The sequence below is a fragment of the Microvirga ossetica genome, assembly GCF_002741015.1.
GTDB lineage: Bacteria > Pseudomonadota > Alphaproteobacteria > Rhizobiales > Beijerinckiaceae > Microvirga > Microvirga ossetica.
This window is the reverse complement of the sequence record NZ_CP016619.1, coordinates 471,730-497,682: the sequence shown is the minus strand read 5'-3', so window position 1 is coordinate 497,682 and position 25,953 is coordinate 471,730. Positions and strand designations below refer to the sequence as shown.

Annotated in this window: 26 protein-coding genes; 17 read left to right on the top strand and 9 right to left on the bottom strand. The window is 58.4% G+C overall.

Going from position 1 to position 25,953, the window contains the following annotated elements:
- Positions 1 to 609 precede the first annotated feature (609 nt).
- On the top strand, positions 610 to 1,875 hold the full coding sequence (locus tag BB934_RS40495; protein ID WP_099508342.1) for a polyhydroxyalkanoate depolymerase: 1,266 nt from the start codon (positions 610 to 612) through the stop codon (positions 1,873 to 1,875).
- A gap of 766 nt (positions 1,876 to 2,641) precedes the next feature.
- On the opposite strand, the gene BB934_RS40490 is transcribed toward BB934_RS40495, so the two are convergent.
- From BB934_RS40490 to BB934_RS40475, 3 genes are all read right to left on the bottom strand, one after another.
- A complete protein-coding gene (locus BB934_RS40490) occupies positions 2,642 to 2,926 on the bottom strand; it encodes a hypothetical protein (RefSeq protein WP_099515273.1) in 285 nt (94 codons plus the stop codon).
- 105 nt (positions 2,927 to 3,031) lie between these two features.
- Positions 3,032 to 3,820, bottom strand: coding sequence for a Crp/Fnr family transcriptional regulator (locus BB934_RS40485; RefSeq protein ID WP_099515272.1), 789 nt, complete (start codon positions 3,818 to 3,820; stop codon positions 3,032 to 3,034).
- A 705-nt stretch (positions 3,821 to 4,525) separates the two neighbouring features.
- A complete protein-coding gene (locus tag BB934_RS40475) occupies positions 4,526 to 4,978 on the bottom strand; it encodes a YybH family protein (protein WP_099515270.1) in 453 nt (150 codons plus the stop codon).
- Between the two features lie 155 nt (positions 4,979 to 5,133).
- On the opposite strand from BB934_RS40475, the gene BB934_RS40470 reads away from it, so the two are divergent.
- From BB934_RS40470 to BB934_RS40445, 5 genes are all read left to right on the top strand, one after another.
- Positions 5,134 to 5,841, top strand: a complete 708-nt coding sequence (locus tag BB934_RS40470) for a sigma-70 family RNA polymerase sigma factor (RefSeq protein WP_099515269.1) — start codon at positions 5,134 to 5,136, stop codon at positions 5,839 to 5,841.
- Between the two features lie 35 nt (positions 5,842 to 5,876).
- Complete coding sequence (locus BB934_RS40465; protein WP_099515268.1) at positions 5,877 to 6,179, top strand: SWIB/MDM2 domain-containing protein; 303 nt, start codon at positions 5,877 to 5,879, stop codon at positions 6,177 to 6,179.
- A gap of 568 nt (positions 6,180 to 6,747) precedes the next feature.
- Entirely contained in the window at positions 6,748 to 7,005 is a 258-nt protein-coding gene (locus BB934_RS40455) for a hypothetical protein (protein ID WP_099515266.1), read from the top strand.
- A gap of 326 nt (positions 7,006 to 7,331) precedes the next feature.
- Positions 7,332 to 8,141, top strand: a complete 810-nt coding sequence (locus BB934_RS40450; protein WP_099515265.1) for an alpha/beta hydrolase — start codon at positions 7,332 to 7,334, stop codon at positions 8,139 to 8,141.
- 150 nt (positions 8,142 to 8,291) lie between these two features.
- Positions 8,292 to 10,073, top strand: coding sequence for a Rieske (2Fe-2S) protein (locus tag BB934_RS40445; protein WP_099515264.1), 1,782 nt, complete (start codon positions 8,292 to 8,294; stop codon positions 10,071 to 10,073).
- 58 nt (positions 10,074 to 10,131) lie between these two features.
- Here BB934_RS40445 and BB934_RS40440 read toward each other — a convergent pair whose 3' ends face one another.
- The gene (locus tag BB934_RS40440) at positions 10,132 to 10,830 is read right to left on the bottom strand and encodes an IS6 family transposase (protein WP_099515263.1); all 699 of its coding nucleotides are present in this window, start codon (positions 10,828 to 10,830) and stop codon (positions 10,132 to 10,134) included.
- 30 nt (positions 10,831 to 10,860) lie between these two features.
- On the bottom strand, positions 10,861 to 11,067 hold the full coding sequence (locus BB934_RS40435; protein WP_418294835.1) for a helix-turn-helix domain-containing protein: 207 nt from the start codon (positions 11,065 to 11,067) through the stop codon (positions 10,861 to 10,863).
- A gap of 434 nt (positions 11,068 to 11,501) precedes the next feature.
- On the opposite strand from BB934_RS40435, the gene BB934_RS40430 reads away from it, so the two are divergent.
- A complete protein-coding gene (locus tag BB934_RS40430; RefSeq protein ID WP_099515262.1) occupies positions 11,502 to 12,521 on the top strand; it encodes a LacI family DNA-binding transcriptional regulator in 1,020 nt (339 codons plus the stop codon).
- Positions 12,522 to 12,531: 10 nt separating this feature from the next.
- Here the strand turns inward: BB934_RS40430 and BB934_RS40425 are convergent, their stop codons facing one another.
- From BB934_RS40425 to BB934_RS40415, 3 genes are all read right to left on the bottom strand, one after another.
- The gene (locus BB934_RS40425; protein ID WP_157934633.1) at positions 12,532 to 13,338 is read right to left on the bottom strand and encodes a carbohydrate ABC transporter permease; all 807 of its coding nucleotides are present in this window, start codon (positions 13,336 to 13,338) and stop codon (positions 12,532 to 12,534) included.
- Between the two features lie 62 nt (positions 13,339 to 13,400).
- Entirely contained in the window at positions 13,401 to 14,333 is a 933-nt protein-coding gene (locus BB934_RS40420; protein ID WP_099515260.1) for a carbohydrate ABC transporter permease, read from the bottom strand.
- Between the two features lie 96 nt (positions 14,334 to 14,429).
- Entirely contained in the window at positions 14,430 to 15,728 is a 1,299-nt protein-coding gene (locus tag BB934_RS40415) for an ABC transporter substrate-binding protein (RefSeq protein ID WP_157934632.1), read from the bottom strand.
- A 275-nt stretch (positions 15,729 to 16,003) separates the two neighbouring features.
- On the opposite strand from BB934_RS40415, the gene BB934_RS40410 reads away from it, so the two are divergent.
- From BB934_RS40410 to BB934_RS40395, 4 genes are all read left to right on the top strand, one after another.
- A complete protein-coding gene (locus tag BB934_RS40410) occupies positions 16,004 to 17,011 on the top strand; it encodes a hypothetical protein (RefSeq protein ID WP_099515258.1) in 1,008 nt (335 codons plus the stop codon).
- Between the two features lie 13 nt (positions 17,012 to 17,024).
- Positions 17,025 to 18,086 carry a hypothetical protein gene (locus tag BB934_RS48020; RefSeq protein WP_157934631.1) on the top strand — a complete coding sequence of 354 codons (1,062 nt, stop codon included), beginning with the start codon at positions 17,025 to 17,027 and terminating at the stop codon, positions 18,084 to 18,086.
- Positions 18,087 to 18,112: 26 nt separating this feature from the next.
- Positions 18,113 to 19,168 (top strand): ABC transporter ATP-binding protein, encoded by a 1,056-nt coding sequence (locus BB934_RS40400; RefSeq protein ID WP_099512750.1) that lies wholly within the window; start codon positions 18,113 to 18,115, stop codon positions 19,166 to 19,168.
- Between the two features lie 150 nt (positions 19,169 to 19,318).
- Positions 19,319 to 20,332: a hydroxyacid dehydrogenase gene (locus tag BB934_RS40395; RefSeq protein ID WP_099515256.1), complete on the top strand. Its 1,014-nt coding sequence runs from the start codon at positions 19,319 to 19,321 to the stop codon at positions 20,330 to 20,332.
- Between the two features lie 259 nt (positions 20,333 to 20,591).
- On the opposite strand, the gene BB934_RS40390 is transcribed toward BB934_RS40395, so the two are convergent.
- Positions 20,592 to 20,939 (bottom strand): hypothetical protein, encoded by a 348-nt coding sequence (locus tag BB934_RS40390; protein ID WP_099515255.1) that lies wholly within the window; start codon positions 20,937 to 20,939, stop codon positions 20,592 to 20,594.
- Positions 20,940 to 20,984: 45 nt separating this feature from the next.
- Here BB934_RS40390 and BB934_RS48015 point away from each other — a divergent pair, with 45 nt between their 5' ends.
- The 6 genes from BB934_RS48015 (at position 20,985) to BB934_RS40360 (ending at position 25,805) form a co-directional block, all read left to right on the top strand.
- Positions 20,985 to 21,755: a hypothetical protein gene (locus BB934_RS48015; RefSeq protein ID WP_157934630.1), complete on the top strand. Its 771-nt coding sequence runs from the start codon at positions 20,985 to 20,987 to the stop codon at positions 21,753 to 21,755.
- Positions 21,756 to 22,368: 613 nt separating this feature from the next.
- Positions 22,369 to 23,138 (top strand): IS5 family transposase gene (locus BB934_RS40380; protein WP_099515253.1). Its coding sequence is split into 2 segments (ribosomal slippage): positions 22,369 to 22,690 and positions 22,690 to 23,138, totalling 771 coding nucleotides; the frame shifts between segments, so codons are not numbered across the junction.
- Between the two features lie 474 nt (positions 23,139 to 23,612).
- Positions 23,613 to 23,822, top strand: a complete 210-nt coding sequence (locus BB934_RS40375) for a cold-shock protein (RefSeq protein ID WP_099515252.1) — start codon at positions 23,613 to 23,615, stop codon at positions 23,820 to 23,822.
- A 250-nt stretch (positions 23,823 to 24,072) separates the two neighbouring features.
- On the top strand, positions 24,073 to 24,552 hold the full coding sequence (locus BB934_RS49875; RefSeq protein ID WP_237050774.1) for a hypothetical protein: 480 nt from the start codon (positions 24,073 to 24,075) through the stop codon (positions 24,550 to 24,552).
- 47 nt (positions 24,553 to 24,599) lie between these two features.
- Positions 24,600 to 25,418 (top strand): transglutaminase-like domain-containing protein, encoded by an 819-nt coding sequence (locus tag BB934_RS40365; RefSeq protein WP_099515251.1) that lies wholly within the window; start codon positions 24,600 to 24,602, stop codon positions 25,416 to 25,418.
- A gap of 183 nt (positions 25,419 to 25,601) precedes the next feature.
- Positions 25,602 to 25,805, top strand: a complete 204-nt coding sequence (locus BB934_RS40360; protein ID WP_099515250.1) for a hypothetical protein — start codon at positions 25,602 to 25,604, stop codon at positions 25,803 to 25,805.
- Positions 25,806 to 25,953: the final 148 nt, after the last annotated feature.

Below are 25,953 nucleotides of genomic sequence, written 5' to 3'. Positions count from 1 at the left end.
GCTCCTTCGAGGCCAGTCCGGTCTGTCACGGTGATGCCTCCTCGGCTTTGCTGAATCAGCCCTCTCTTGTGGAGCGCTCCCATGACAGTGCTGACGATGGAGCGCTGCACCCCAATGACCAGCGCCAGAAATTTGTGTAAGGGGGCCGCTCCCAGCCGGTCATGGCTGCTGAGAATTCAGCGGCAACACCGCGAGGGGTGTGAGATGCTGAAACATCACTGGCCGTGTCTCAGAACCTTCTGATCCCACTGGACCTTCGGCCTCAGTCGCCATCGACTGCCCTACATGTTGTCGAGGGTCGGCATCCCGCGATGCTCGATGGTCTCTTGGGCCATGGGGAGGATCAAATTGATAACTCGGTCGTATCTGAAGTAGAGGGCAGACCGAATAGGCGGTTCACCGCCGACAGCAAGTAGTTTGAGAAGCAGGACACTACCATACGCGTTGTCCCAAAGGTGCATTCCACTTTTGGGTTCGAAATATTAACCATTGTTCGGATAGATTGGCTGGAGACTGAGCCGAACCATCGTGCATTCACGTCAGTGCCGGGGCGGTAATCGGCGGCTCAGAATAGCGGTGGGGCGCAGACGGACCGCAAGGAACGTTCGCATGTGGTACCTGTTGCATGAAGCGTCGCAGTTTATGTTCTCCCCCGCTCGGATGATCGCCGATCTCACAAGGCTCACCTGCACTCATTCTCTCAACCCAGTGACCTACACTCCAGGCGGTCGCGCTCTGGTGGCTTCTTGTGAGTTGTTCGAGCGGGCCACTCGCTCTTATCCTAAACCCACCTTCAACCTTCCTGCGTCGGAACGAGTTGTGTGGCAGCAGCCCTTCTGCCGGGTGATCGCCTTCGGGCCACCATCGAGCAAGCCCAAAGTGTTGATTGTCGCTCCGATGTCAGGCCACAACGCCACGCTGCTGCGCGGCACAGTGGCGGCGTTCCTCGACAGCGATCAGGTGTTCATCACCGACTGGAATGATGCCAAGCAGGTGTCTTTGTCCGAGGGCCAGTTCGATCTCTCGGATTACGTGGACTACTGCATCAGCATGTTCGCGACGCTGGGACCAGACCTGCACGTGATGGCGGTGTGCCAACCCGCTGTGCCAGTCCTGGCAGCGATAGCTCTTATGGAGGCTGAAGAGCATCCACAGGTGCCCCACTCGGTCACACTCCTGGGTGGACCTATCGACACCCGGAAGACCCCTACCGCAGTCAATAGCTTCGCCCAGACACGCGACATCCCTTGGTTCAAGCGTCACTGCATCCACCCTGTGCCAGACCGGTTCCGGGGCCGGGGACGGCTGGTCTATCCAGGGTTCATGCAACTCTGCGGATTCATGGCGATGAACCCGGACCGCCATTTCTCAGCCCATTGGGAGATGTTCAATCACCTCGTCGAAGGCGACGGTGACTCGGCGGAAAAGCACCGCGAGTTCTATGATGAGTATCTGGCCGTCATGGACTTGTCTGCCGAATATTACCTCCAGACGCTGGAGACAGTGTTCATCGACCATCTGCTGCCCAGAGGGCTGATGCGGCACCGGGGCCGACCGGTGGACCTGAAGGCGATCCACCGCTGTGCTGTCATGACCATCGAGGGGGAGAAGGACGACATCACCGGACGCGGCCAGACGGTTGCAGCGCTCGATCTTTCGTCGAACCTGTCGCCTGGGAAGAAGGAGCACCATCTTCAAGCGGGGGTCGGGCATTATGGCGTCTTCAACGGCTCTCGCTTCCGTTTGGAGATCGCTCCGCGCATCAAAGCGTTCATGACACGGCATGCGGCAAGCAGGCCACTTAGTTCTTGCAGATCGCCCACGCGCGTCTGTTCAAAGTCCAGAGAGGTTCAAGCGACGATCTCCAGCCTGTAGCGGCATTCATCCCATCAATGAGCCGCGTGAACTGGTCGTTCAAAGCCTCACGGATTTGAGCAAATGTCTTCCAACGTCATGATCCTGACCATCGAGCAATGGAGATTAGCAAGGCGCTGCACATATGGCTCCCGGTCCCGTTGACGGCGCTCCTCAAGCTGAGCAGCAACTGTGTCCGTCCATGAGAAAACCCTGGTGCCATTCAAAGCAAACCAGGGTTCTTTTCGACCCATCCCTGTCGGTACACGCAGCAATGGCTATGTCGTTGTGCAGGGTAATTTCGATTCTGGCTCTCCTTTTCCGGCGAGCTACAAGAGAAACGCCAGAGCAACCGTCAATGTTCCACTCAGGGATTTGCTTACGGGAAGAGCAGAACCTCATCGCCGGGAATATGGTGGAAGCCAAGTAGGCGCGATCACCCTGGGTTTCCACGATCCGGCATGGATTCGCCCGTTGGTCTCCTGGACGGGGATAAATGATTGCTGCACCGGATCAAACATCGTTGACCGAGCCACGATGGACGGCTTTCGGCGATCTCTCCCTCCGAGGGCGGGAGACTGAAAGGGGGTACTACCGATCCTGAGATAATCCAGGGCCGCAATCGCCGTACGGGCTTGTCATGGTAGCAGTCTGTTACCAGTCGCGTGAGCGGTCCCTGCATGCGCCCTGGATACCAAGACGAGCCATCCCTCTTGGCAAGCTCCTCGGCAACCACTTCGATTTCCTCATCGGTCATGGTGCGTGGCCCTGCGACGGATGGAGCAGCCTACTGCGAGAATTGGCGGATACGCTCTTGCAGGATGGCAAGTTGCTGAAGGTAAGGCTCGCGCCGCTGGTGATGGTGCTGCTTGAGCTTCTCCAGCAGGCGTATCTTGAGGTTCATATCCATCGCGCGGCAATTGATGTTGTCGCGCTCGCGCTCGTGTTCAAAGTCGATGTCGGCTAAAGTCCCCAGGAGCGTCTGGAGCAACGGTTGAAGCTCAGGAGAATACATCCTCGGCTGAGTCACCGGCTGGGCAGATCGTGCGGAGTAAGGTTTGCCGTCGGCCATCGTTTTCCTCCCTGTCTCTTGACGTACAGCGCAGGGACGATGCGGTGAAAGACATGATTCGTCTGTTCGCAATCTAACAGAACGGGCAACTTTTATTGATCTATGTTAAGTGTCGCTCCCATTGATCTGCCTTATTCCTGACACGATTGAGCCAACATCTTCATCGACTGGAGGACAGGTGTGCGGCAGCAGACGCTCGTAGCTGCGGCGGATTTTGCCGTAGCACTCGCAGGCCACTTCTTCGAGACCAGCCCGATCCGTGATGACAATGCCGCCCCTGCGCTGGCGGATCAGGCCCGCGTTCTGGAGCGTGCGAAGCACGATACTGACGCTCGGACGCTGCGTCCCCAGCATCTCGGCCAAGAACTCGTGCGTGAGCGGCAGCGTGTCCTGCTCGACTCGATCATGCGTGCTGAGGAGCCAGCGGCAGCAGCGGGCCTCCACATTGTGAACCGCATTGCAAGTCACGATCTGGAAGGTCTGTGCCAGCAATGCCTCGGTGAAGCGGTACAGCAGCAGGCGCATGCGTGGGCTGGCATTGACCACCTCGCGCACCCACTCAATCTCGATCTGCGAAGCCGTGCCGGGAATTTGCACGATGTAGCGTCCGAAGGACTCACGGGTGAACAGGGCGCTGATCAGACCGAACACCCCCTCGCGCCCGAACACTGCCACCTCGACCGACCTGCCATCTTCCAGCACGTTGACCAGCGACACCACAACATCATGCGGGAAGTAGGTATAGCGGATGGGTTCACCCGCCTCATAGAGCACCTGCTTTCTGTGCAGATTCACAAATTCCAGGTGCGGTTCGAGGTAGGCAAAGTCCTTGGACTCCAGCGCTGCCAGGAGGCGGTTAGCCCGATGCGTCGCTGTGTTGGACAAATGTGCCATGGCTCACCGCCTCAGCCTTATAGCCGTTCCAGCCGCCAACCTGTGGTCACGGAAGCATGCGTGAGTAAAGTTAGCTGCTCTGGGACGGCTCGGTTTGCTGCTCACCAGCCCCCAGTACGGCGGCACCTTCCAGTGGTCGTGCAGGTCCTGCTCGCGCCCGCGGTCCCGCCAGTCCTTTTCATCCCCAGAGACCATGGGAGCCCTGGTCAGTTCCTCTGGCGTGATGTCAGTGCGGAAGCCGCCAAGCTGGGTGTCGTACTTGAGCTTTTCCCATGGAATTGAGTACTCCTGGCAGCCGATCCCCAGGAAACCGCCAAAGCTCATTCTGCTGCCTGGGTCATGACAAACCCTCCTGCGCAGAATGGGCCATAGAACCAACCCAACTCAGATCGGGCAAGTTCCGCCGAGCCTCGCTTCGTGCTCGTTCGAGAGGGTGAACTCAGCTTCCCATGGCGGTCCGCCTTGTGCCGCTTCGGTGCAGGCGCAGAGTCAGGCTTCGCAGTGACAATCTAAGGACCCCGCCGCCATTCCCACCAGATGCGGCCCGTGCCGATATCGGTGACACAGCAGGGCACTGAGTTGGAGGTTTTCTCAGGCATACACAGTCCTCCGTGTTCGTGCATGGTCGATCAGTCGTCAGGCGTTCGGTCGAGTGCCGGGATGCTCCGAAGCACCAAGCTCCTCCGGTTGGCTGCGCTGTCTCCGCTACAAAGCAGGCGGATGCTCCCGCTTGGTGAAGGAGCGTGAGGGGGTGCCTGGGAACAGGGACACGTGCGTGTGCTGGGCGATCCACTCCTCGCCCGCAGCCTGCCGCCCGAGCACCACCGTCGCTCGTCCGGGCCGATCAAACGCTTTGCCATCCTCGCTGTAGCCGGTGGACTCGAACACCGCCATGCCGACCGCCGTGAGGCGGTCGGCTGAGACGATGGTCCGCAGATCATCAAGTCGCCAGCGGAACTGGTCGATATGACCCCAGACGTGACGCCACTGCTCTTGTTCGGTCGCCTCGCGCCCAACAGTGAAGGCTGCGAAGGTCCCAAAGGTGACGATGTCGTCGGCGACGAGTGGGCGGGAACCGACGAAATCCACCGCCTGGATGCAGAGTTGGAGCTTCTGGAACCAGCGGCGGATCAAGGCGACATCATCTTGTTCAGCCATGACAGGCTCCAAAAGCTGAGGCTAGGTGACAGAATGGTGCGCTTGCGTCGATAGGCGGTCAAGCCGCCTGCCGACTTCAGGTTCGCACCCGAAAGGGCTGGTTGAACGGCAACCGTAGGTGTATGGTAAAGCGGTAGCCAAGGTGAAGCGACGCCATGACCACCGCCGCCCGCCAACACAGCCATCCCGCGCTCAAGGAGACAGACCGCAGCCGGTCGGCACGGCGCAAGCTGGCGCGGCTCCATCACATCCATCCGCCCTCACATGCGCAGCATCTTGCCCTTGTTGAGGAGGTCCGCGCGGGCCGTCGCTCAAAATACATGCGCGACCGCCTTCCCGCCTGTCTCCCCCACCTGCGAGCCTTTGCGCTGTCTCTGACCCGCGATCCGGTCCGGAGTGATGACCTCGTGCAGAGTACCCTCCTGCGGGCTTGGGCAAACCTGGATCACTTCCAGCACGACACCAATCTGGAGGCGTGGCTGTTCACCATCCTGCGCAACAGCTTCTACTCAGAGCATCGTAAGTACAGACGGGAGGTCGAGGACCCGGACAGCAGCTTCGCCCAACGCCTGATGGTGCAACCCGAGCAGGAATTCAGGATGTTTCTGGACGACGTTCAACGGGCTTTGGTGCGCTTGCCGCTGGAGCAGCGCGAGGCTCTCCTTCTGGTGACTGAGCACGGCGAGACCTATGCGGATGTGGCGGCTCGCTGCGGTGTCGCGGAAGGCACGATCAAGAGCCGGGTGAACCGGGCTCGCACCCAGCTTGCCGCGATGTTGCAGATGGAGAACCGGCACGATCTCGGACCGGATCGGCTGATGCAAGCCGCCCTCCAGCACTCGAACGCCGTAGCTTCCATGTGAAGCCATCCTTGGTTCCACCCGGAGTGGAGGAGCACATGCCGACTTCAGAACCTAAGAAACCGGCGAAAGCAGCCAAGGGTGCGACCCAGGAGCGGACTTCGGCTTTTCTCAAGCCGCTCCAGCCCTCGCAGGAATTGGCGGCCATTGTCGGCTCGGCACCCCTGCCGCGCCCGGAGGTGGTGAGCAAGGTCTGGGAGTACATCAAGACGCACAAGCTCCAGAACCCGCAGAACAAGCGCGAGATCATGGCGGACGAGAAGCTTCAGGCGGTCTTCGGCGGCAAGAACAAGGTGAGCATGTTTGAGATGAACAAGCACCTTGCCCAGCATCTCAAGTGAATTCTCTGAGCCGTGAGCAATGCAAGCCTGCAAGAGGGGAACTACGTCGCAGCTTAATGGCTGAGCCGTTCTCTCAAGGCGGCGGCGTGGAGACGCTCGCGGAGCGCAGCTTGGCGCAGGTAATGGGCTGCGCAGCGAAGACGTGCAGCCCGTTCCACTCGCTTCTGATCAAGCAAGCGCTCGACCTTACGCTCCAGCCTCGCAACAGCACGCTCGCGACAGTCAGCCCAGTGCTCAAGAGCCTGCGCCTGCTGAGAGAGTTCTGGCTGTTGGCAGAGTTCGATCATCTGCACACACCAAATGGTGCCTTCGGACGAGAGGCAATCTCGCAGGACATTACGTCTGAACAGAGGCCATTGAGACTTTTGTCTCGTGAATGGGGTTGCAGCAGGAGGTCCAGATTTTAGCGAGGCTGTTTACATGGGTGAAGAAAAGTGGGAACGTCGCCGTCCCATGGTGGCCAAGCATCTCGGCGGCTATGAGCCCTTGTCGGGGCTCCAATAACTTTCGGCTATCATGGGTTCAGTCCGAGCGCGAGTACCGGTGAGGTTTCGAGGCGAGGTGTCCCATGACGCAGAAATTCCAGGTTGGACAGACGGTTTTCCCAGCCCACCCCAGGGGAGCCAATCCCGGCTCTTACGTGATCGTCCAGGTGCTGCCTAAGACTTCGCACGAGCGCCAATACAGGATCAAATCGCTCTCAAGTGCATCTGAGTGCGTCGTCGGCGAGACGCAAATCAAGAGAATGAATGCAGAAGCAATTCGTCATGGGGAGATTCCGCCCAAGTATGAGAGTGAGCGGGCGGCTCATCTCGTCTGGTGTTAGGATGCCTAGCCGGGAGTAGCTTAAGCGCCCCACACATCCTCATGCTCTCCCATCCTGCGGGAGACCTGCCGAGCGAAACCTTCCGACAGCTTTTCGCCCTATGATCCGCGTTCGAGCAGTTCAGGCAGGATCTGGGCAATTTGCTGGCCCGTACGCAAGAGCTGGCGGTGCAACGCACCGTCAAGGCTGCGGGGAGGTGACTCTGTTCGGTGAGCATTTTTTCGGCGCAGTGGCTCCGGTTCGCCGTCCAAAAATGCGGCACACCAAACAAAAGAGAGCTTCCACACACATGGAATCTCTCTAGCCCAAATCGCAGGTCAACACGCATGTGGCTTCTTTATCTCGCCCTCGGCATTGCCCTTGTCTATGCGGGTCTGGTCTCGCTCGCGACCTTGTTTCAGACCAAGCTGCTGTTTCCAGTGCAGATGGCAGCGGCCAACCGGCCAATCCTGCCGCGTTCAGCCGAGCGGCTCAAGCTGACAACGCCGGATGGCGACCAACTCATCGGCGTGCGGCTCGGCAGCCTGTCCGATCCAAAGCCTCTCCTGCTCGGCTTTGGCGGCAATGCCTGGAATGCGGATGCTGTGGCACTTTATCTGCATGGCCTCTTTCCCGACCATGAGGTGATCGCCTTTCATTACCGGGGCTATCCACCGAGCCGCGGCGAACCGAGTACGAAGGCTTTGTTCGCCGACTCTCTGACGATCTTCGATTACGTGCAGAAAGAGCGCACGCACAAGGTCATTGCCATAGGCTTCAGTATCGGCAGCGGCGTGGCCGCTTATGTAGCACGCCACCGCCCTGTGACTGGCTTGATCCTGATCACGCCCTTCGACTCCTTGAAGGCTCTGGCGCGAGAGCACTTTCCATGGGCGCCCACGGGACTGCTCCTGCGCCATCATATGCCGATTGTCGACCTCGTGCAGGGCCAGCAGACACCTACCGCCTTGATTGCGGCAGGCCGCGACACGATCGTGCCGGCACGGCGGAGTGAACCGCTGCGAAGTGCGGTCCCGAATCTCATTGTGTCCCGCATCATCGCTGATGCGGGACATAACGATCTCTACAGCAATCCTGCCTTCGCAGCCGCCATGCATGAAGCGGTGGCACGGTTCGAGGTGGTCGCGCCGCAGTAATCCCCTCACCTCTCGGAGAGTGGGACGAGCTCCATCTCGGGCGCCATCCAGACATGACGACGCCCTAACGAAGGGGCTGCTGATCTGGTATAGTCCACAGTGGGAGCCCACCACGCCCACAAGGCGAGCGACTGCTGGACGGAGGCCGCGATGGACACGCTGACCTCGGAGTTTGTGCGAGCCTGCAGCCTTGACGAACTGAAGGCCAAGGGCCGGCTCGTCGTGCACGGCCGGCATCCGCCGATCCTGCTCGTTTACGATCAAGGACGTGTCTTCGCGCTCGACAACCGGTGCCCGCACATGGGCTTCCCGCTGGAGCGCGGCAGCGTCGCAGACGGGATCCTGACCTGTCACTGGCACCACGCCCGGTTCGATCTCGCCAGCGGCTGCACCTTCGATCTCTGGGCCGATGACGTGCCGACCTGCCCGGTCGAGGTCCGCGAGCCTGGTGAGGTATGGGTGAGGCCGGCCTTCGGCCATGCCGACCGAGCCGGAGATTGGCGCCGGCGCTTGCAGGAGGGCTTGGCCCACAACCTCGACCTGGTCATCGCCAAGGCCGTGCAGGGCCAGCTCGCGTCTGGCGTGCCGGTTCCCGAGATCATCCAGCAGGTCGCGCTCTTCGGGCTCCAGAACCGGGACGGCTGGGGCATCGGCCTGACCATCCTCACGAGCTTTGGCGATCTGCTGCCGGTGCTGCCGGAGGAGGAAACCTACCTCGCCCTGTTCCATGGCGCCCGCCGGGTAGCCGCGGACTGTGCGGGTCAGCCGCCGCGGCGGGAGCGGGCTCCACTCGCCAGTCAGCCCGATCTGGCCGTGCTCAAGCGGTGGCTGCGGCATTGGACTCGGGTGCGTCACCGGGAGGCGGCGGAACGCACCCTGCTCACGGCGATTGCCGCTGGAGCTGCGCCTGCGGCCCTGGCTGATCTTCTGGTCGCGGCCGCGACGGATCGCGTCTATGCCGATGGCGGGCATTTGCTCGACTTCATCAACAAGGCTTGCGAATGCCTGGACCTGATCGGATGGGAGCACGCGGCAGCGGTCCTGCCGAGCGTGGTTGGTCAGCTGGTGTCGGCGCAGGGAGCCGAGGAAGCGACAGCCTGGCGCCACCCGATCGATCTGATCAGCCTGTGCGAGGAGACCACGAAGGAGCTTCAGGGCCTGCCCGCGGGAGTGGCCAGCGGAGAAGCCTGGTCAGAGCATGCGGCCTTGGCCGAGGCCCTCCTTGGCGACGACCCCAACGCAATCCTGGAGGCCCTCAAGGCGGCTGTGCGGGCTGGAGCCTCGCCTGTGGATCTGTCGCGCTCTTTGGCGTATGCGGCGGCGCGCCGGGTGGCGCAGTTCGGGACGGCCAACGAGCACTCCGACTGGGAGACAGCGCATCACGTCTTCACCTACAGCAATGCCGTTCACCAGATCCTGAAGCGGATTGCGGCAGGTAGCGCTTTGCCAAACGATGCTGGTGAGGACACCCGAGGCATTCTCCATGGCGCCATGGCGGTCTATCTGTCCCGTTACCTGAATGTGCCGCCCGCACGGCTGCCGGATGAGGGCGATCCTCGACTGAACGACCTTCCTCAATCCTCCCACGATATCCGCGCGGCCTTGCTCGACGCCTTCGACCGGCAGCGGCAGGTGGATGCGGTGGGCTGCCTCGTGGCGCGGCATCTTGCACTGGGGCACCCGCCCGATGACTTGATTGCGACGCTCGCACACGCGCTGCTTCGGGAGGATGTGGGGTTCCATGCCTGCCAGATGCTGGAGGCCGGGGTGCGCCAGTTCGGAGGATGGGCCAAGACCCGCCAGGGCGGCCACATCCTGATGGCGGTCGGCCGTTACCTAGCGGCGCATTCGCCGACCGAGCGGGCTGCCTTTCAGACCGCCGATATTGCGCGCCGACTCCTGCACGGAAGCGAACTGCATCAGTTGCCTTAGATGAGGCTTCGTTGCAGTAACTTGGAAAGGGCATGACGCACCCGCCCGCACGCATTCTTCAGGCGGTGAGGCCGAAGAGCTTGTTGATGAGACGGATTTCGCCTGTCACTCCTGGCTGTGTCAGGGCGCAGTGGCCACGACGGATCATCCGCATCACCTCGAAGCCCTTGATCGTCGCACGCGCCGTTTTCATGCTCTGGAAGCCGCGGGTCGGCCGGACCACACGCTTGAGCGCTCCATGATCCGCCTCGATGATGTTGTTCAAGTACTTCGACGTCCGATGCATGACCTCTTTGGGCAGCAGCCCTTCGTACTTCAGGCGCCGGATGGCTTTGGGATAAGACGCCAGCTTGTCAGTCGTGATCGACTCAGGAGGACAGTCGCTCATCGTCTTCACGGCTTTGCGCAAGAAGCGGTAAGCCGCTTGGGTGTTCCGTCGGTCGGAGAGCATGAAGTCGATAAGCTGGCCGTGCTTGTCGACTGCCCGAAACAAGTACCTCCACTTGCCGCCGACCCGCACATAGGTCTCATCGACTCGCCATGAGCCAGACCGGTGCCCCTGGTATCGGCGAACCCTCTTCTCGATCTCCGGCGCGTAGCGCTGGACCCAGCGAAAGAGAGTGGATGGGTCGACGGCGACGCCGCGCTCTTGCATCATCTCGGCCAAATCGCGATAGCTGATGCCGTACTTGCAGTACCAGCGCACGCACAGCAGGATGATCTCGACCGGAAAGCGACGGCGCTTGAACAGGGACAACAGAACGGCTCCTTGACTGACCGCCCTTCATTAAAATGCCAAGGTTAATGCAACGGAGCGCGGTCCGCTGGCCAATCCCGCCAGGCCCTGCTCGGCGAAGCGGCGGCAGATATCGAATACACCTGTCCGGGTCAGGCCCACCTGCGCAGCAATGGCATCACAGGTCAGGCCGCTCTCGCGCAGACCAACCACCTGTCGCCGACGCTCCTCTTGCGCTGCTGCTGGCAGCTTGCGCATGTCGACATGTTTCATTCCGCCAAACGGGATCGACTGGCCTTAGATTTCAAGATCACCCAGGCTGGATCAATAACTCGATGCCACTTAATATCACCCGGGCACTGTCAGCACGTTTGAAGCCGAGCATCGGACGTAGGAGTGGGCGCAACTTTATAGCCATCGAGTTTTCATGAGGTAAGCGCCGAAACGTTATAGGCAGCTGACGCACATCAGCTGGCGAAGTATGATGATCGGCCGTTGTCGTTATCGCTCGCGGTACTGCTACCGCGTATCCCCTCAAAACTGGCGGCCGTCGGGAATCCGCGCTGGTTCACAATTTCGCGTCCCAGTTACCCGAGTGCACAATATTCTTCAGCAACTGCATAATGCCCCTTTGACAACTTTGCGCAAATTGCGAAATAAGATTTCCAGCAGAAGGTCTTATAGGTACCGCTTTGAAACCCCGTAAGAATCAGCTCGAGCTCGCACGCAAACTTGGCGTTTCCGTCAGTACGGTTTCCCGCGCGCTCTCCGACTCTCCCGGTATCGGTGAGGACCTTCGGCGTCAGATCCAGAAGTTGGCGAACGAGGTTGGCTACCAGCCTCGCGGATCAAGGAACCGTAGTTTACAGACCGCTAGCCGGAAGGCAGTTGCGTTAGTTACGCTCGACCGTGTGACAGGCGGTCTTGCGAGCTTCTACGACGGCGTAATTGATGGCATGCTGCTTGAGGCACGCCGTTCTTTGATTGATATCGATGTACGCCTCATTGAGGAGAGAACGTTCGATCTGAGGCAATTTCGCAGTCAGGTTGACCCTAGCGCAGCTGGGATGTTCTTTGTTGGTATTGACCCGCCGGAAGACGTCCGTGAAGCCTTAGTCTCGGAACGAATACCAGCGGTGCTGGTGAACGGAGTAGATCCTTTAATGCGCTTCGACTCTGTCGCCCCGTCCAACTTTTTCGGCGCTTACCAAGCCGCGAAGATCCTCTTGGATGCAGGGCATCGCTCTCTGCTCTATGTCACCTCGAAGCTACGCTGGACAACACAACAGCGGCTTCGCGGATTTTGTGCTGCCGTCACGGAAATCCCAGATGCAAAGGCCGAGGTTTGCGAGTTGGCAGCGCCAACACGTGAAGAAGCGGAGAAGGCAGTTGATCGCCTCGTCACAGGTCAGCAAGCTTGGACGGGCGTCTTCTGCATGAACGACCTTTATGCAATTGGCGTCGTTCAGGCGCTCCAGGGTCGTGGCCTACGGGTTCCCGACGATGTGTCGGTGCTTGGCTTCGACGATCTGCCGTTCGCCTCTATGATGTCTCCGCGCTTATCGACGATGCGAGTTGAGCGTGAGTCCATTGGGCGTCAGGGCGTTGAATTAATGACCCGTCGCTTAGCAAATCCAGGCGCCGCCGCCGTGCATGTCGATGTGGCTGTGGCCCCAGTGTCCGGCGGGACGGTTCGCTCCGTAAGTGGATGAATGTAACGGTTTAGCCCTTGACCGCTCCAGCCATGAAACTGCCCATCACCCGTTGTTGCGTCAGAATGAAGACGATCACCACAGGCAGGACCGTAATGGTCGACAAGGCCATGGTTGCCTGGAAGTTGATCCCATACTCTGTATTGAGTGAGATCAAAGCAACCGGCAGCGTATAAGTGTCGGGTCCGGTCGAAAGGACCATCACCGGGAACCACTGCTTCCAATTCAAAAGGAATGCGACAAGCGTTGCGGTCAAGATCACTGGCTTAGCGATCGGCACAATGATCAGCGTCAAGATCTGCCATTCCGAAGCGCCGTCGATACGGGCTGCTTCGATCATCTCCTGTGGCACCGAGCGGAAGAACTGCACAAATATGAAGAAAATCAGCGGCACAAGGCTCATGACTAGGATGATCCCGAGGGTGCTGCCAAGCAGGTTTAGTTTGTAGCTGACGAAGTACAGCGGTATGACCAGCAGCATGTGTGGGTACATGATCGTGAGCATGAAACCGTATCGAACACTTGTGAAGAGAGGCAGCCGCGGGTTCCGGTATAGTGCGTAAGCTCCCAGGCCGGTTGTGCAGACGCCAATGGCGGTTGCTAATACAGTAATCACGACAGAGTTGATTGCGAAGCTCGATAAGGCTGTCCCGCCGATGGATGCGATTGTTTGGAATGCGGTCAGGTCGAGATGTTCCGGAATGAGGCGCAGGGGGGCCGAGAGGATCGCCTCCTGACTGCGGAAAGCGCTAACAAGCATCCAGTAGAACGGATAAATAAATATGAGTGCGACGGCGGTTGCAACTGCGTAAAGCACTACAGATTCCAAGCACGCTCTGATAGCCGAACGTCTGGCTTGGTCCGTTACGACAGTTCCGCTCATCTCTGATCACCCTTTTCCATATACCAGTACGACGCGGCGACGAGGGCAAAGACAATAACAAAGAGAATTGTCGCGATTGCCGTTGCTTCGCCATATTGCGCACTGTTGAATTTAGAATAAGCATAGTAGGAAACGAAGTTTGTTGAAAAATTCGGCCCCCCTTTCGTAATCACAAAGATGACTGTAAATGTCTTCAGGAATTCGATAAGCGCGTATACAGTGTTAATTGTGATGGCAGGCCTGAGTTGCGGCAGTGTCACATGGAAAAAGCGCTGCCACCGGCCTGCGCCATCAAGTTGAGCACTCTCGTCGAGTGATGTGTCAAGCAGTTGCAGGTTGGTCAGAAAAATAAGGGTGTAGAGGCCTACATGGTGCCACGCCTCCACCAGAACGAGGGTGACAAATGCACTTCCAGGCTGAGTAATTCCAGCGAAGGGCGGGAGCCCTAAAGCGAGAAGCGCTTGGTTTACCACACCAAAATTCTGATTGAACATCCATTTCCAGACGATGAAGCTTGCGACATCCGGCGTGATGACTGGCAGAAATATCGCCAGTTTGAAAAAGGTACGACCGCGAGACAGTCTTGGGTGCGCCAGCAGGATCGCAAGCCCAATCGCCATTGAGACGTTGAGGATTACAGACAGAAACGTGTAGGCTAGCGTGCGCCACAGCGAAGAATGGAAGGCCGATTCTGCGAGTACTGCCCGAAAGTTGTCGAGACCGACGTAAACCGGGCTGTCGCCTAAAGCCGTATAGGAATCGGTAAATGCAACGCGGATGCTCTCGGCAATTGGCCATATGCCGAAGAGCGCTGTAAGCACCGCGAAGGGCGCCAGGAAGACGTAGAGCGTCGCATGTTCCCAGGTCCTCTGGCTCACTCGGGGCGGCGAGAAGGCTGAGGAGCGGTTGATAGTGGCCGAAGAGGACATCGGGCTCTCTGAAACTAATGCGACGAGGATTGGCCTCGCCGCGAGAATGCCGCACAAGAAATCGCGAGAACGGGGCGGGTCGAGCCCGCCCTACCCTCACCCCTTGCTCTTTAGGCTGGCCTGCTCCTCACGGAGTTTGTCGGCTGTGGTCTTGACCCAAGCGTTCAGGTCTTTCGGTGGGTTATTAATCGCCTCAATGAGGTGCTTATAATAACTCTCCTGCAGTTTCAGGTACCAAGGGAAAGCTGAGCTCAGGAAGTCATCGGTCTGTAGCTTGACATCCGCAGCAAGGAACGGCTTCAGGCCGGGCGTCACGGCAGCTGTATCCAAATCGCTTCTGACAACGCCACCCATATTGTTGAGGGAAATCTGCTGGGCTTGTTTCGAGACAATGAACTTGACGAACTGCTTTGCCGCATCCTTATTCTTTGCATTCTCCGGAACAGCCATTCCTCGTACTGAGCCCACGACCAACGCGCCCGGACTGTTTGTGAAGCTTGGATACGCGACAACGACGTAGTCACCGGCGGGTGGCTGTTTGTCCCACTTCCCAACATTCCAGTTTCCGACACGGAACATGCCAACACGCCCACCTTCGATGAGCTGATACATGTCCGTGAAGGTATGGTTCACAGTTTCCGGGGAGACGAGCTTGTATTCAGTAAAGAGCTTTATGTACTCCGTGACCGCCTTGGAGACGTCGGGCTGGTCGATGACGATATCGCCCTTCTCATTTACAAGCGGATGGGGCAGGCCGTTGCCGTAGACAAGGAGGCTGATGCCTCCACCGGTAATGGAAGGCGCGTCGCCAGCCTGCATGGCGATGCCGAACGTGTCTCTCTTGCCGTTTCCGTCTGGATCTTGGTCCTGAAATTTCTTGCCAATCCGAAGTACGTCGTCCCATGTCTTAGGGGGCTGGTCGCCTACTTTCTCGAGCCAGCTCTTTCGTACTCCGAGCCCGGTCATGGTGCGCTGAAACGGGATCTGCACGACGCGATTCTTGAAGGTCGAGGCAGTCCAGTCACCCTCAGTAAGAAAGCTTTTATCGGCTGCGGGCAGCTGATCCACCTCTGGCTTAAGGTCGGACAGCTTGCCGGTGCTCTGCTGAATGGAGACAATCCTGGTATTGTCGTTAAAAAGGATATCGGGGGCTGTATTGGTGTTAAGCGCTGCAATTGAGCGGCTGAACCACTGCTCCGTCGGCATCGAAAGCGATTTTACTGTTACGCCAGGGTGGTCCTTCTTATAGAGTTCGGCCATCTGCTCGATCATGCGCAGACCGTCTTCTCCCTTGTCATGCCAAATCATAATCTCCTGAGCATTTGACGCTCCGGTCGCTAGCAGGGTCACGGCGGCTACACTGCTGATAAAGTTAAGCAATCGACTTTGGATCATTCTCACCTCCCATTGGCATGCCATTGCGTGATCTGAGCGATCATCTCTTGAGGCTTATCTGAGTCCGCAACAGGATCTTTTAACGCAAATCCGCTGTCAACGAAAATTTGCGCAAATCCCATTGTGCTGCGTTCGTGTTGAGACAAACAAGCCATCCCGAGACTGAGTATCTGAACGGCGCCAAGGATTGAGGCCTATAGGGCGCAATTTGGAATTTGCGTTGCAATTTGCGCCAAATGCCTCTTTTATGACCGGGAGGGAAGTAGGGGTCATCAATGACAATAGATCTACGTGGCTACATCGAAGCGGCTCGAAATATCGTTGCGAACCATGCTCTGTCGCCAGGAACGTACCGCCGCTGGAATTGGCAGGGCCAAGACGGGACTAGAGACCTTGGTATCAACCCTTATGGGTGTGCTGACGCAGCCAACATCCTCTACACGATTGGTTATTTCCCTAGCGGATTGGAAGAGCGCGTTGATTGGATCTCAGCGTTGCAATCGCTCCAGAACCCTGAGACTGGGTTGTTCGAGGAGTCGACCCATCACACCATCCACACCACGGCCCACTGTATCGCAGCCCTTGAATTGTTCGATGCAAAGCCTCTTCACAAGCTCACTAGTCTTAGGATTTACACTGACCCAGAAGAACTACGGCACTTCCTCTCAGATCTTGAATGGCGGGGGAACCCCTGGCGGGAATCTCATCGAGGGGCCGGCCTCTTCGCTGCAATGGTTATTGCCGACGAGGTCGACTTGGCGTGGCAGGACGCATATTTCAGTTGGCTTTGGCAGAACACGGATCCAGAGACTGGACTGCTGGCAGGAAAAAACCTCCCTCGGGTCACCCATAGCGGAACGACAACGATGGTACCCCACATGGCGGGCACGTTTCACTACCTCTTCAACATGCAATGGGCCCGACGGCCGAGCCGTTATCCGGAGCGCTTGATCGATGTCTGCCTCGCTATGTACCAGGAGCGGCAGTTCCCCCTAGGACAGAGCATCGGATTTGCCGAGATCGACTGGTTCTATTGCATGAACCGCAGCCTACGGCAGTGCAATCACCGCTTCGAAGAAAGCCGCGCAGCGATTGAGGCACTCGGACAAGAGCTCGCCGAATATGTCTTGAATTTGAATCCGAAGACCGATGATGGACTGAACGATCTGCACGCTCTCTTTGGTAATCTCTGTGCCTTCGCCGAGCTGCAGCAGGCACTCCCCGGTCTCGTCGTGACCGACAGACCGATGAAGCTGGTTCTTGATCGGAGACCTTTCATTTAAGGAAATCTGCATCATGTCTGTTGCAGCAAAGACCTTCGACCTCCGGCCAGTTCGTGAGGCGGTTATGGGCACCCTCCACGATCTGGAAGATCGCGCAGGACCTTTCGGTTGTTATCGCTCCGGCCGGAAGCGACGGCCTGATCTCTATTCATCACTCGACGCTGCCCTCATTAGAGTCATCATGGGTGAAGACTTCGGATCGTCTCTAACAGTGGCGGCGCGGAAGTCATGGGTTGACCACGTTAATTCGTACGCCCGCCGGTATTACGATCAATCAGGTGATGGATCGTACGAAGATACCTATGGTCATGCGCCTCTTCACGCGAATGGGATGGTGATCGGAGCACTAGGGTCACTCGGCGGACAGCAGCTGTATCCAGTCAGCCTTTACAAGGCGTTCGACACGCCTGAGAAGGTCGGGCCATGGCTTGATAGCCTCGACTGGAGCAATCAATGGCGATCCTCTCATCTCTTCTGGGGAGGCCTGCATTGCTTCAGCTTCAGCCGCGCCTGCACTCCTGAATGGCGGACAGCTGTATTTGCTTGGCTGGACAGCTCCATCGACGAGACAACCGGGTGGTGGCGCCGAGGAGTACCACATGCGGACCGGCATCAGCCGCTTGGCGGGAGCGTTCATATCCTCCCGATGTACGAGCATCACGGTCACAGCTTCCCCTATCCGGAGCGGGTAATTGATAGCGTCCTCTCTCTTCAACTTCCGAACGGACGCTGGCTACAGAGATCAGGTCCTCACGTGATGCACTACTTGGAGCTCGACGCGTTGTATGCACTTAAGTTGATGCGCACGCTCGCTCCTGCCTACCGGGGACCCGATATAGAGAGAGCCCTTGACGCATATGTCGACCTGGCCCTTGAAGATTGGGCAGACCATCATGAGTCACTGCTCAGTCAGCACCCACATGTCATCTTAGCTGCTGTGGGAACTTTCGGGCTCTTGCAGCAGCATCGGCCGGAACAATTTCCGGATAGCAGGGCCTGGAGCGATATCTTTACAGATCGCCGGCTTTACATGACGTCGGCTGTAGAACAGTTAGCGAGCGACAAACAAAACTAATAAAAAAATATTTGTGGAGTGGAAATATGGCCTCAGTTGAGATCCGCAACATTCGCAAGAACTTCGGAACCGTCCCGGTCATTCACGGTGTCTCCATCGAGATCCAGGACGGCGAGTTCGTGATCCTGGTCGGGCCGTCCGGCTGCGGCAAATCCACCCTCCTGCGCATGATCGCGGGACTGGAAAGCGTGTCCGGCGGCGAGCTTCGCATCGGCCCGAAGGTCGTGAACGACGTTCCGCCCAAGGAGCGCGACATCGCGATGGTGTTCCAGAACTATGCGCTCTACCCGCATATGACGGTCGCCGACAACATGGCCTTCTCGCTCAAGCTGAAGCGGGCGCCCAAGACCGAGATCAAGTCCCGCGTCGACCGCGCCGCCGAGATCCTCGGCCTGGGCAAGCTTCTCGACCGCTATCCGCGCCAGCTTTCGGGCGGCCAGCGCCAGCGCGTCGCCATGGGACGCGCCATCGTGCGCGATCCGCAGGTCTTCCTCTTCGACGAGCCGCTCTCCAACCTCGATGCCAAGCTGCGGGTCGCCATGCGCACGGAGATCAAGGCCCTGCACCAGCGGCTGAAGACCACCACCATCTACGTCACCCACGACCAGATCGAGGCCATGACCATGGCCGACAAGATCGTCGTGATGCACGATGGCGTGGTCGAGCAGGTCGGCGCGCCGCTCGAACTCTACGACCGGCCGGCCAACCTCTTCGTCGCCGGCTTCATCGGATCGCCAGCCATGAACTTCCTCAAGGGGCATCTGCAGGGCGGGCGCTTCGTGACCGATACCGGGCTGACCCTGCCGGTCGCCAATCCGCCTGCCGCCTCGGACGGGCAGCCGATCATCTACGGCATCCGGCCGGAGCATTTCATCCTCGACGACGTCGACGGCGTTCCGGCCGAGGTCGCCGTGGTCGAGCCGACCGGGTCGGAGACGCAGGTCTTCGCCAAGTTCGGTGGCACGGATATCGTCGGCGTGTTCCGCGAGCGCGTCGATGCTCAGCCGGGCCATCACATCCGTATCACGCCCGACCCGAAGCTGGTGCACCTCTTCGACGAGCAGACCGGCAAGCGCCTTTAGGGTCAGAGTATCAGAGTTCGCATGCGAGTGTGCACTACGGTAACCAATTCTACTGTTCGGAAGACCGTGGCGATAACTCACGCAGGCTTTAACTAAGGTAGTCTGTACTCTTAGCCTACTCGTCAGCGCTTTCACTTGGAGAACATTGCTTTGACCAAGCCAATTCAGGCTGCATTTACAATGGATCCAGATAGTACAGAGGGCGTTTTTACGCCCGATCTGCTATGCCGCCTAGCGCAATCCTGCAATATCATTGATGAGAAGCCTCTTGAGTCCTTGTCTAACGATCGTGCAGTTAACGTGCTGCGTCTGACAGATATTCTGATCACCGGATGGGGGTGCCCAGCCATTGACCGTGAAGTACTAGCAATCGCACCGCGTTTAAAGCTCATCGCACATGCAGCCGGTACCGTGAAGGGCTTCCTGTCCCCTGAGGTTTTCGACAGAGGGATCACAGTTACTCATGCTGCTGAAGCAAATGCCGTTCCGGTTGCGGAGTTCACGCTTGCGGCCATTCTCTTCACAAACAAGCAAGTGTTTCGCTTCCGAGACATATATTGTTCGGATCGGAGCCGCGCCCGAACGGTGCCATTAACCTGCCAACCAATTGGGAATTTCAGGCGGACGATCGGCATCATTGGAGCCTCGAGGATCGGCCGTCGTGTCATCCAGTTGCTGAAGCCATTCGACTTCAACGTCCTTTTGTATGATCCGGTTGTCCACCCTTGGGAGGCAGCAGAACTCGGTGTGGAGAGCGTCTCCCTTGAAAACTTGATGCGATTATCCGACGTGGTCTCCGTCCATGCTCCTGCCTTGCCGTCGACGATTGGTATGATTGACTGCAATCGCCTTTCACTCATGAGAGAAGGCACTACGCTTATCAACACGGCTAGAGGCATTATCGTTGATGAGATGGATCTTATCGACGAGCTGTGCACAGGTCGTATTAACGCGATAATCGATGTTACTGATCCGGAGGTGCCTGAACCGACATCACCCCTCTACAATCTGCCAAATGTATTCCTTACACCCCATATTGCCGGCGCAATCGGTGGGGAGCGTGAGAGGCTCGGGGAGTTCATCGTTGAGGAAATTGAGCGGTATATTGCTGGCCGCCCTCTAGTCTCCGCTATTAGCCCAGTCACGCTGGAAAGAATGGCCTGACAATGCTCGACGGCGAAGGAAAGGGACACTCGCACTTTGCGCCTACACAGCGAATCGCGCTGAACAAGTATTTTGACAAGAAGTTGGCAACCTGATCCGTGGCAAGCTCCTCTCACAGGAAAATCTCATACTGCTACTTTGTCTGGCTGGATGAGAACAGCTTCTGCCTGAACGATATCGGGTTAGAGCAGATATGGCTTCCCATTCCATTCCTCTTAAGGAAGATCGGGCGCTGGAATGATCCCAGGGACATATTTGATCATCGATCCCGGCACTTTGGGCATGGGCAACCGATCATATCTTGCGCCACGTCATCCCCATTGTCATCGAAGGCGGAAGCCTGGATCACGTAGCCTTCCGCTTCCACCCAGGCGATCATGAACAAGGGTGTCAGCGGGTAGCCGGAGCGGTCGAACATGGCAACACGGTCCTTATGCAAGGTGAAAGCGATCTTTCTGATCCGCGGCAGATCCGCCACGACGTTGTTCTTGGGATAGCGCGAAATGAAATCGACCGGCTCACGCAGATACTCCGTGTCGCCATAGGTCCAGTCGAATTTCGCGTTGTTCAGCAGCAGCTGCATCAGGGCGAAGCGCTCCGGCGTCATGCCGCCTGCTCCATCTGGTCGATGTTGCACTGGTAGATAGTAAAGGTGACCGCGATGATCGACGGGTTCTTCGATACCTACTGCGGTCAGGCTATGCGGTCGAACCTAGGGCACATACCAGAACGGCCACTCGGCGGTCTCATATTCGACCCCTTCTGCCCCAGCATCGGTCCCGTTGATGTCCTGCAGTTGCTTCAACTGCACATCGGATATGACCAGCGTCAAGCGCGAGGCCCAGTGGGGCATGTTGATAGAGGGACGCGACTTCTCGCTGTCCAGATCAGCGACGTTGCTACTGGGCATGGTGCCGCCGATCATGCGCCTGATGGGGCCGAAAATTTCGTTGCCATTGATTTTGACAAGAAGTCTTCAACGGATGCCGTGGCATGGTGCGCCTCTTCAGGAGGTCGCGATGCGCACCAATCGAGATCTGCGAGGGTCTTTGGCGAGCAGCTACCACAGAAGATAGGTGGCAGAGATGCCGATGACGATGAAGTGGCCTGCGGTCACAAGGAGGCAGTCCCTGATATCATCTTCGTTGTCGTCAGGTTCCATCTACAGGACTTCCTTCCAATGACAGCGCCAGATACACCGAAGCCGCTGATGAAAGCCTCGGTGCATCTGCTGAACATCTACATCAGTGATCTCACCAGCATATGTCAGGAAAGTTTCTCTTTGGTTTCTCCGCTGATTACGCAAGCAAATGGCGAGCAGCCATGTGCTGGTGGCCTTGTTGCAATCGACTGGCCGCGTTGCGCATCGGGCTCAGAGACCCACAGATCTCTTTGGTGCCCAGCCGGGCGGAGTTTCTCTTAAACGGCTGTTAACCATATCCCAGCGACCATGCTCTGGCTGGTCTGCTGATGCGGGTCAGATCAGCCCTCTCCTCTAAAGAAGGCAGGACTCGGATGTCCCGTTTCGGGCTGCTTTGGGACAGGAGTGCAAGAACTGCCTCAGGGCGCGAACAGGGTCATGACCATGATGGATCTAGGGAATGCAGTGCGATGGCTTGAAGGAAGCTTCAACCATCGGCAATCTGTCTGGACGTCTCCTGTGATCCTCCCTTGGTCTGCATCGATGGCGTTCCTGCTGACTCTCGCAGTCGCCTTACCGGTTATGAGACGGCGCAGACAGGCTGCTGCCCTTGAATGGCGCAGGACATTAGCAGCTCGCGCCAGAGCCTGATTTTGCTCATAGCTGTTTATGAAACTGAGTCGGTTGAAAGGTCAGCGCCGCTTCTCAGCCACTTCCCTCGCCTCTCGTGCCTTGACCCGTCGGGAAGGTGCGGAAGGGTCATAGCCAGAGCGTTTTAGAAACGCCTCCAACGTCTGCTCTCTGGCAAGGATTTGCCGCAGTTCTTCTACGGCCTGTTATGACTTGAACCCTTTGCACCTGGAGGCGTTTTGCTCGTCCTGTCTGAGGAGGAGCCATGCTAACGGAAGCACAATGGGCCATGCTGGAGCCACTGGTGGAGCAATGCCGTCCCAAGGGCAAGACACCGCCACAGGATCTGCGTCGGACGTTCGAGGCCATTCTCTGGCGCCATGAGAACGGCGCCAAGTGGCGCGCCGTGCCGGCTGAATTGGGGCCGTGGTGGCGCGCCGCTCAGACCTTCATCCGCTGGGCCCGTCTGGGTGTCTGGGAGCGCCTGCTCAACCTGGTACAGAAGTGCGGCATCCAGCTCGGGATGACCTTCCTCGACGGCACCAGCGTGCGCGCGCATCAGAAGGCCGCCGGGGCTCGTCGAAAAGGGGCTCTCAAGCTCAACGAGACCATCGTGAAGCGCTTGGTCGGTCTCGTGGCGGCTATGGCACCAAGGCTTGCGTGATCGCCGACGGGCTCGGACGCGCCATCGCGTTTCGCCTTGCACCCGGTCAGGCGCACGAGCTGCCTGACGCCATTCCGCTGCTTCACAGTTTGCCGAGTGTGCCCAGCTGGGTGGTGGCCGATCGCGGTTATTCAAGCCACAGCTTCCGCGAGCACATCTGGAGCATCGGTGCGAAGCCGGCGATCCCGGCTAAGTCCAATGAGGCGCCGGTGGCCTGTCCGGACTGGATCTATAACAACCGCAATGTCGTCGAGCGGCTCTGGGCCAGGCTCAAAGAGTGGCGAGCCGTTGCAACCCGCTACGAGAAGACCGCACGATCCTTCATGGGCGTGCTCTGCCTCGCCGCAGCAATCGACTGGCTCAAGCGCTAACAGGCCGTAAAGCAGGATGCAGGGAATGATTGATGTCGGGCTTCGTCTTGCTCATGCGCGATGCCTTTTGCTGGAGGCGCAAGCTCTACTGCGAAGATAAGGCGAATTGGTTCGTCACGACGGCAAACAAACTCTCTCCAAAACCCTAACAAATTCTTCAACTTCTTTGTTGTCGTTCTCCGTTATCAGGACGGAGAGGATCGACCTCTGTGCGCATGAGACATCCGTCTGCGAAAGCGACGCGGAACAGGTATGTGACAAAACGCCTGCAACCGGCGCCGTGGTAGAGTCTTTGCATGGGAGGATTCCATGTTGCAATCGGCGCCAGAGCAGTCGAAGCCGCGGTGGCCTCATGCTGGGCGCATGATGCAGGATTTAAGTTACGATCCAGCAGTGACCAAGCGCTTGACCTCTTGACCAGACGCGGCAGGATGACTTGGCGGAAGCGCAACTGACGGACTTGAGGAATATTCAATGGCGACTGGTACTGTGAAGTGGTATAACGAGACGAAGGGATATGGCTTCATTCAACCCGACCCTGGGGGCAAGGATGTGTTTGTCCATGCCTCAGCCCTGGAGCGGGCCGGCATGCGCGGCCTCGTGGAAGGCCAGAAGATCTCCTATGAGGTGGAGGCCGACCGCCGTACCGGCAAAGAGTCGGCAACCAACCTCCAGAAAGCCTGATTGAGACAATCGGATCGGCAGCTCGGGACTGACCTATAAGCCGCTTCTGACGGGGCGGCTTATTTTTCGGACAGGCCAGACAATGGAGTGCCGGGAAAGCTATAGACCCGGCCTCATTTTCCTGCGGCTGCCCTGCCTCCCCAAAAAGCTTTTCATCGTACCACTCGGCCAAGTCGGCGGCGAAATCCTCCTCCTGATCCAGGCGGACCAGGAAAGTCGAGGCCCAGAAGTAGTGGAACGGGATGTCGGAGTGAACGTCGTCGAGCGTGGCGTCGACCTCCGGACGGGCGAAAAGCTGGCGGCTGATCAGACCGTCTTCCATGTCCAGGACGACTCCGTAGCCGCAAGCGGCTGGGGTGTCGCCGATCCGCCCGATACAAAGAAGCTGAGAGCGAACGGGAACACAGCGCGGTTGCAGGCCTTAGTAGTGAGACCGACAGCTCATCCCGTTTCCTGGGCCGTGCACGGACCGGAGGCACGCTTGGATATCACCGTGACCCCAACCGATGACGGCAAAGGTTGGAGCCTGACGGACCTGCTCGGCCGTCCGATGGGCCGGATCATCGAAGCACCCACTGAGCAGTTCACAATCCTCCCAGATGGCCATGCTCTGGAGACCATGGCCGGCATCGACCATAGACCGTTCGCTTCCCTTGACGCCGCCTTGGCGGCCATCGAGAGGCACACCCGGGGCGTCTGCCGGCATCGTCCGGGCGAGGATCACCCATGATTGGAAGTAGCCCAAATCTCGCTCTGCTCCGTGGATGAGGAGACACCATGCGGATCCGTGTCGGCTGCGAGATGACGTACGAGCTCGGGCAAGTCACGCCCATGATCGCAATGCTCAATGTGCACTCGTCGCGAGTGTCCGACCTGGAGCGGCCAGACTACCTTGTCACCATGCCATCAGTGCCCGTGGAGGGATACCGGGACAGCTTCGGGAACTGGTGCAACCGTCTCGTTGCCCCGGCCGGTGCGATCACCCTCAAAACCGAAACCGTGGTCCGCGACAGCGGTCGTTGGGATTCAACAGATCCAGGTGCTGAGCAGACCCAAATCCAGAACCTTCCCGCAGAGACTCTGCTCTACCTGTTGGGCAGCCGCTACTGCGAGACCGACCGTCTCTCCAACGTCGCCTGGAGCCTCTTTGGATCAGCTCCGTTGGGCTGGCCCCGCGTGCAGGCGATCTGCGACTACGTGCACGATCATATCACCTTCGGCTACGAGCACTCGCGCGCGACACGTACGGCATTCGAGGCGTTTGAGGAAGAGCACGGCGTGTGCCGTGATTATGCTCATCTGGCGCTCACGTTCTGCCGATGCCTCAACATCCCGGCGCGCTATTGTACTGGTTACATCAGCGACATCGGCCTGCCGCCGCCGCATGCGCCTCAGGACTTTGCCGCCTGGATCGAGGTCTTTCTGGGTGGGCGGTGGCACACGTTCGATCCCCGCAACAATGATCCTCGCATCGGCCGGATCCTGATCGCCCGCGGCCGCGATGCTGCCGACGTGCCGCTGACCCTCACCTTTGGTCCCAGCACTCTGGTGGATTTTCGTGTGACCACCGAGGAAGTGATGGGATCAGATTTCTGAGCTCCTGGTGTTCGCACAATGTGGTCGGCGCCTGGGCCAGTTCAGTCGAGCGATTAAGCCCGTGGTGCTGGATCAAGCAGGCAAGGGCTGTTTTGGGCTATTGCCCAGCCGGTGTGGCCTGACGAGGACTGGCTGGAATGGAACTGTGCTGGTAAGCTGCGGCAGCAGAATGTGAGATCCAGCATGACCCCCGAAGTCGAGCTGATCCGAGCCTTGGCGGAAGATCTGGCGCTTGAGATCTTGGTCTCGTACACGCCAGAGAATTTTCAGCAGGCAGACTTCACCAGCTTGGGGAAAGCGGCTGTCTATCTGACCCAACATGATGAGGGACCTGGTCCTGCACTTGAGGAACTCATCAAGAAAATGCAGCACGCCCAGGGGACATGAAACGCAGTCAGATCAGAGAGCCTGAGACATTGTGCGGCATCCTGCAGCGTGTTGTCTTGAATGCCGTTCGGTCACGCGGTTGATCAGGCTCAGGATCGGCCTTCGACACCAGTCCTAGCACCGCTGCCCCAAAGATCCTTAAGCTCCT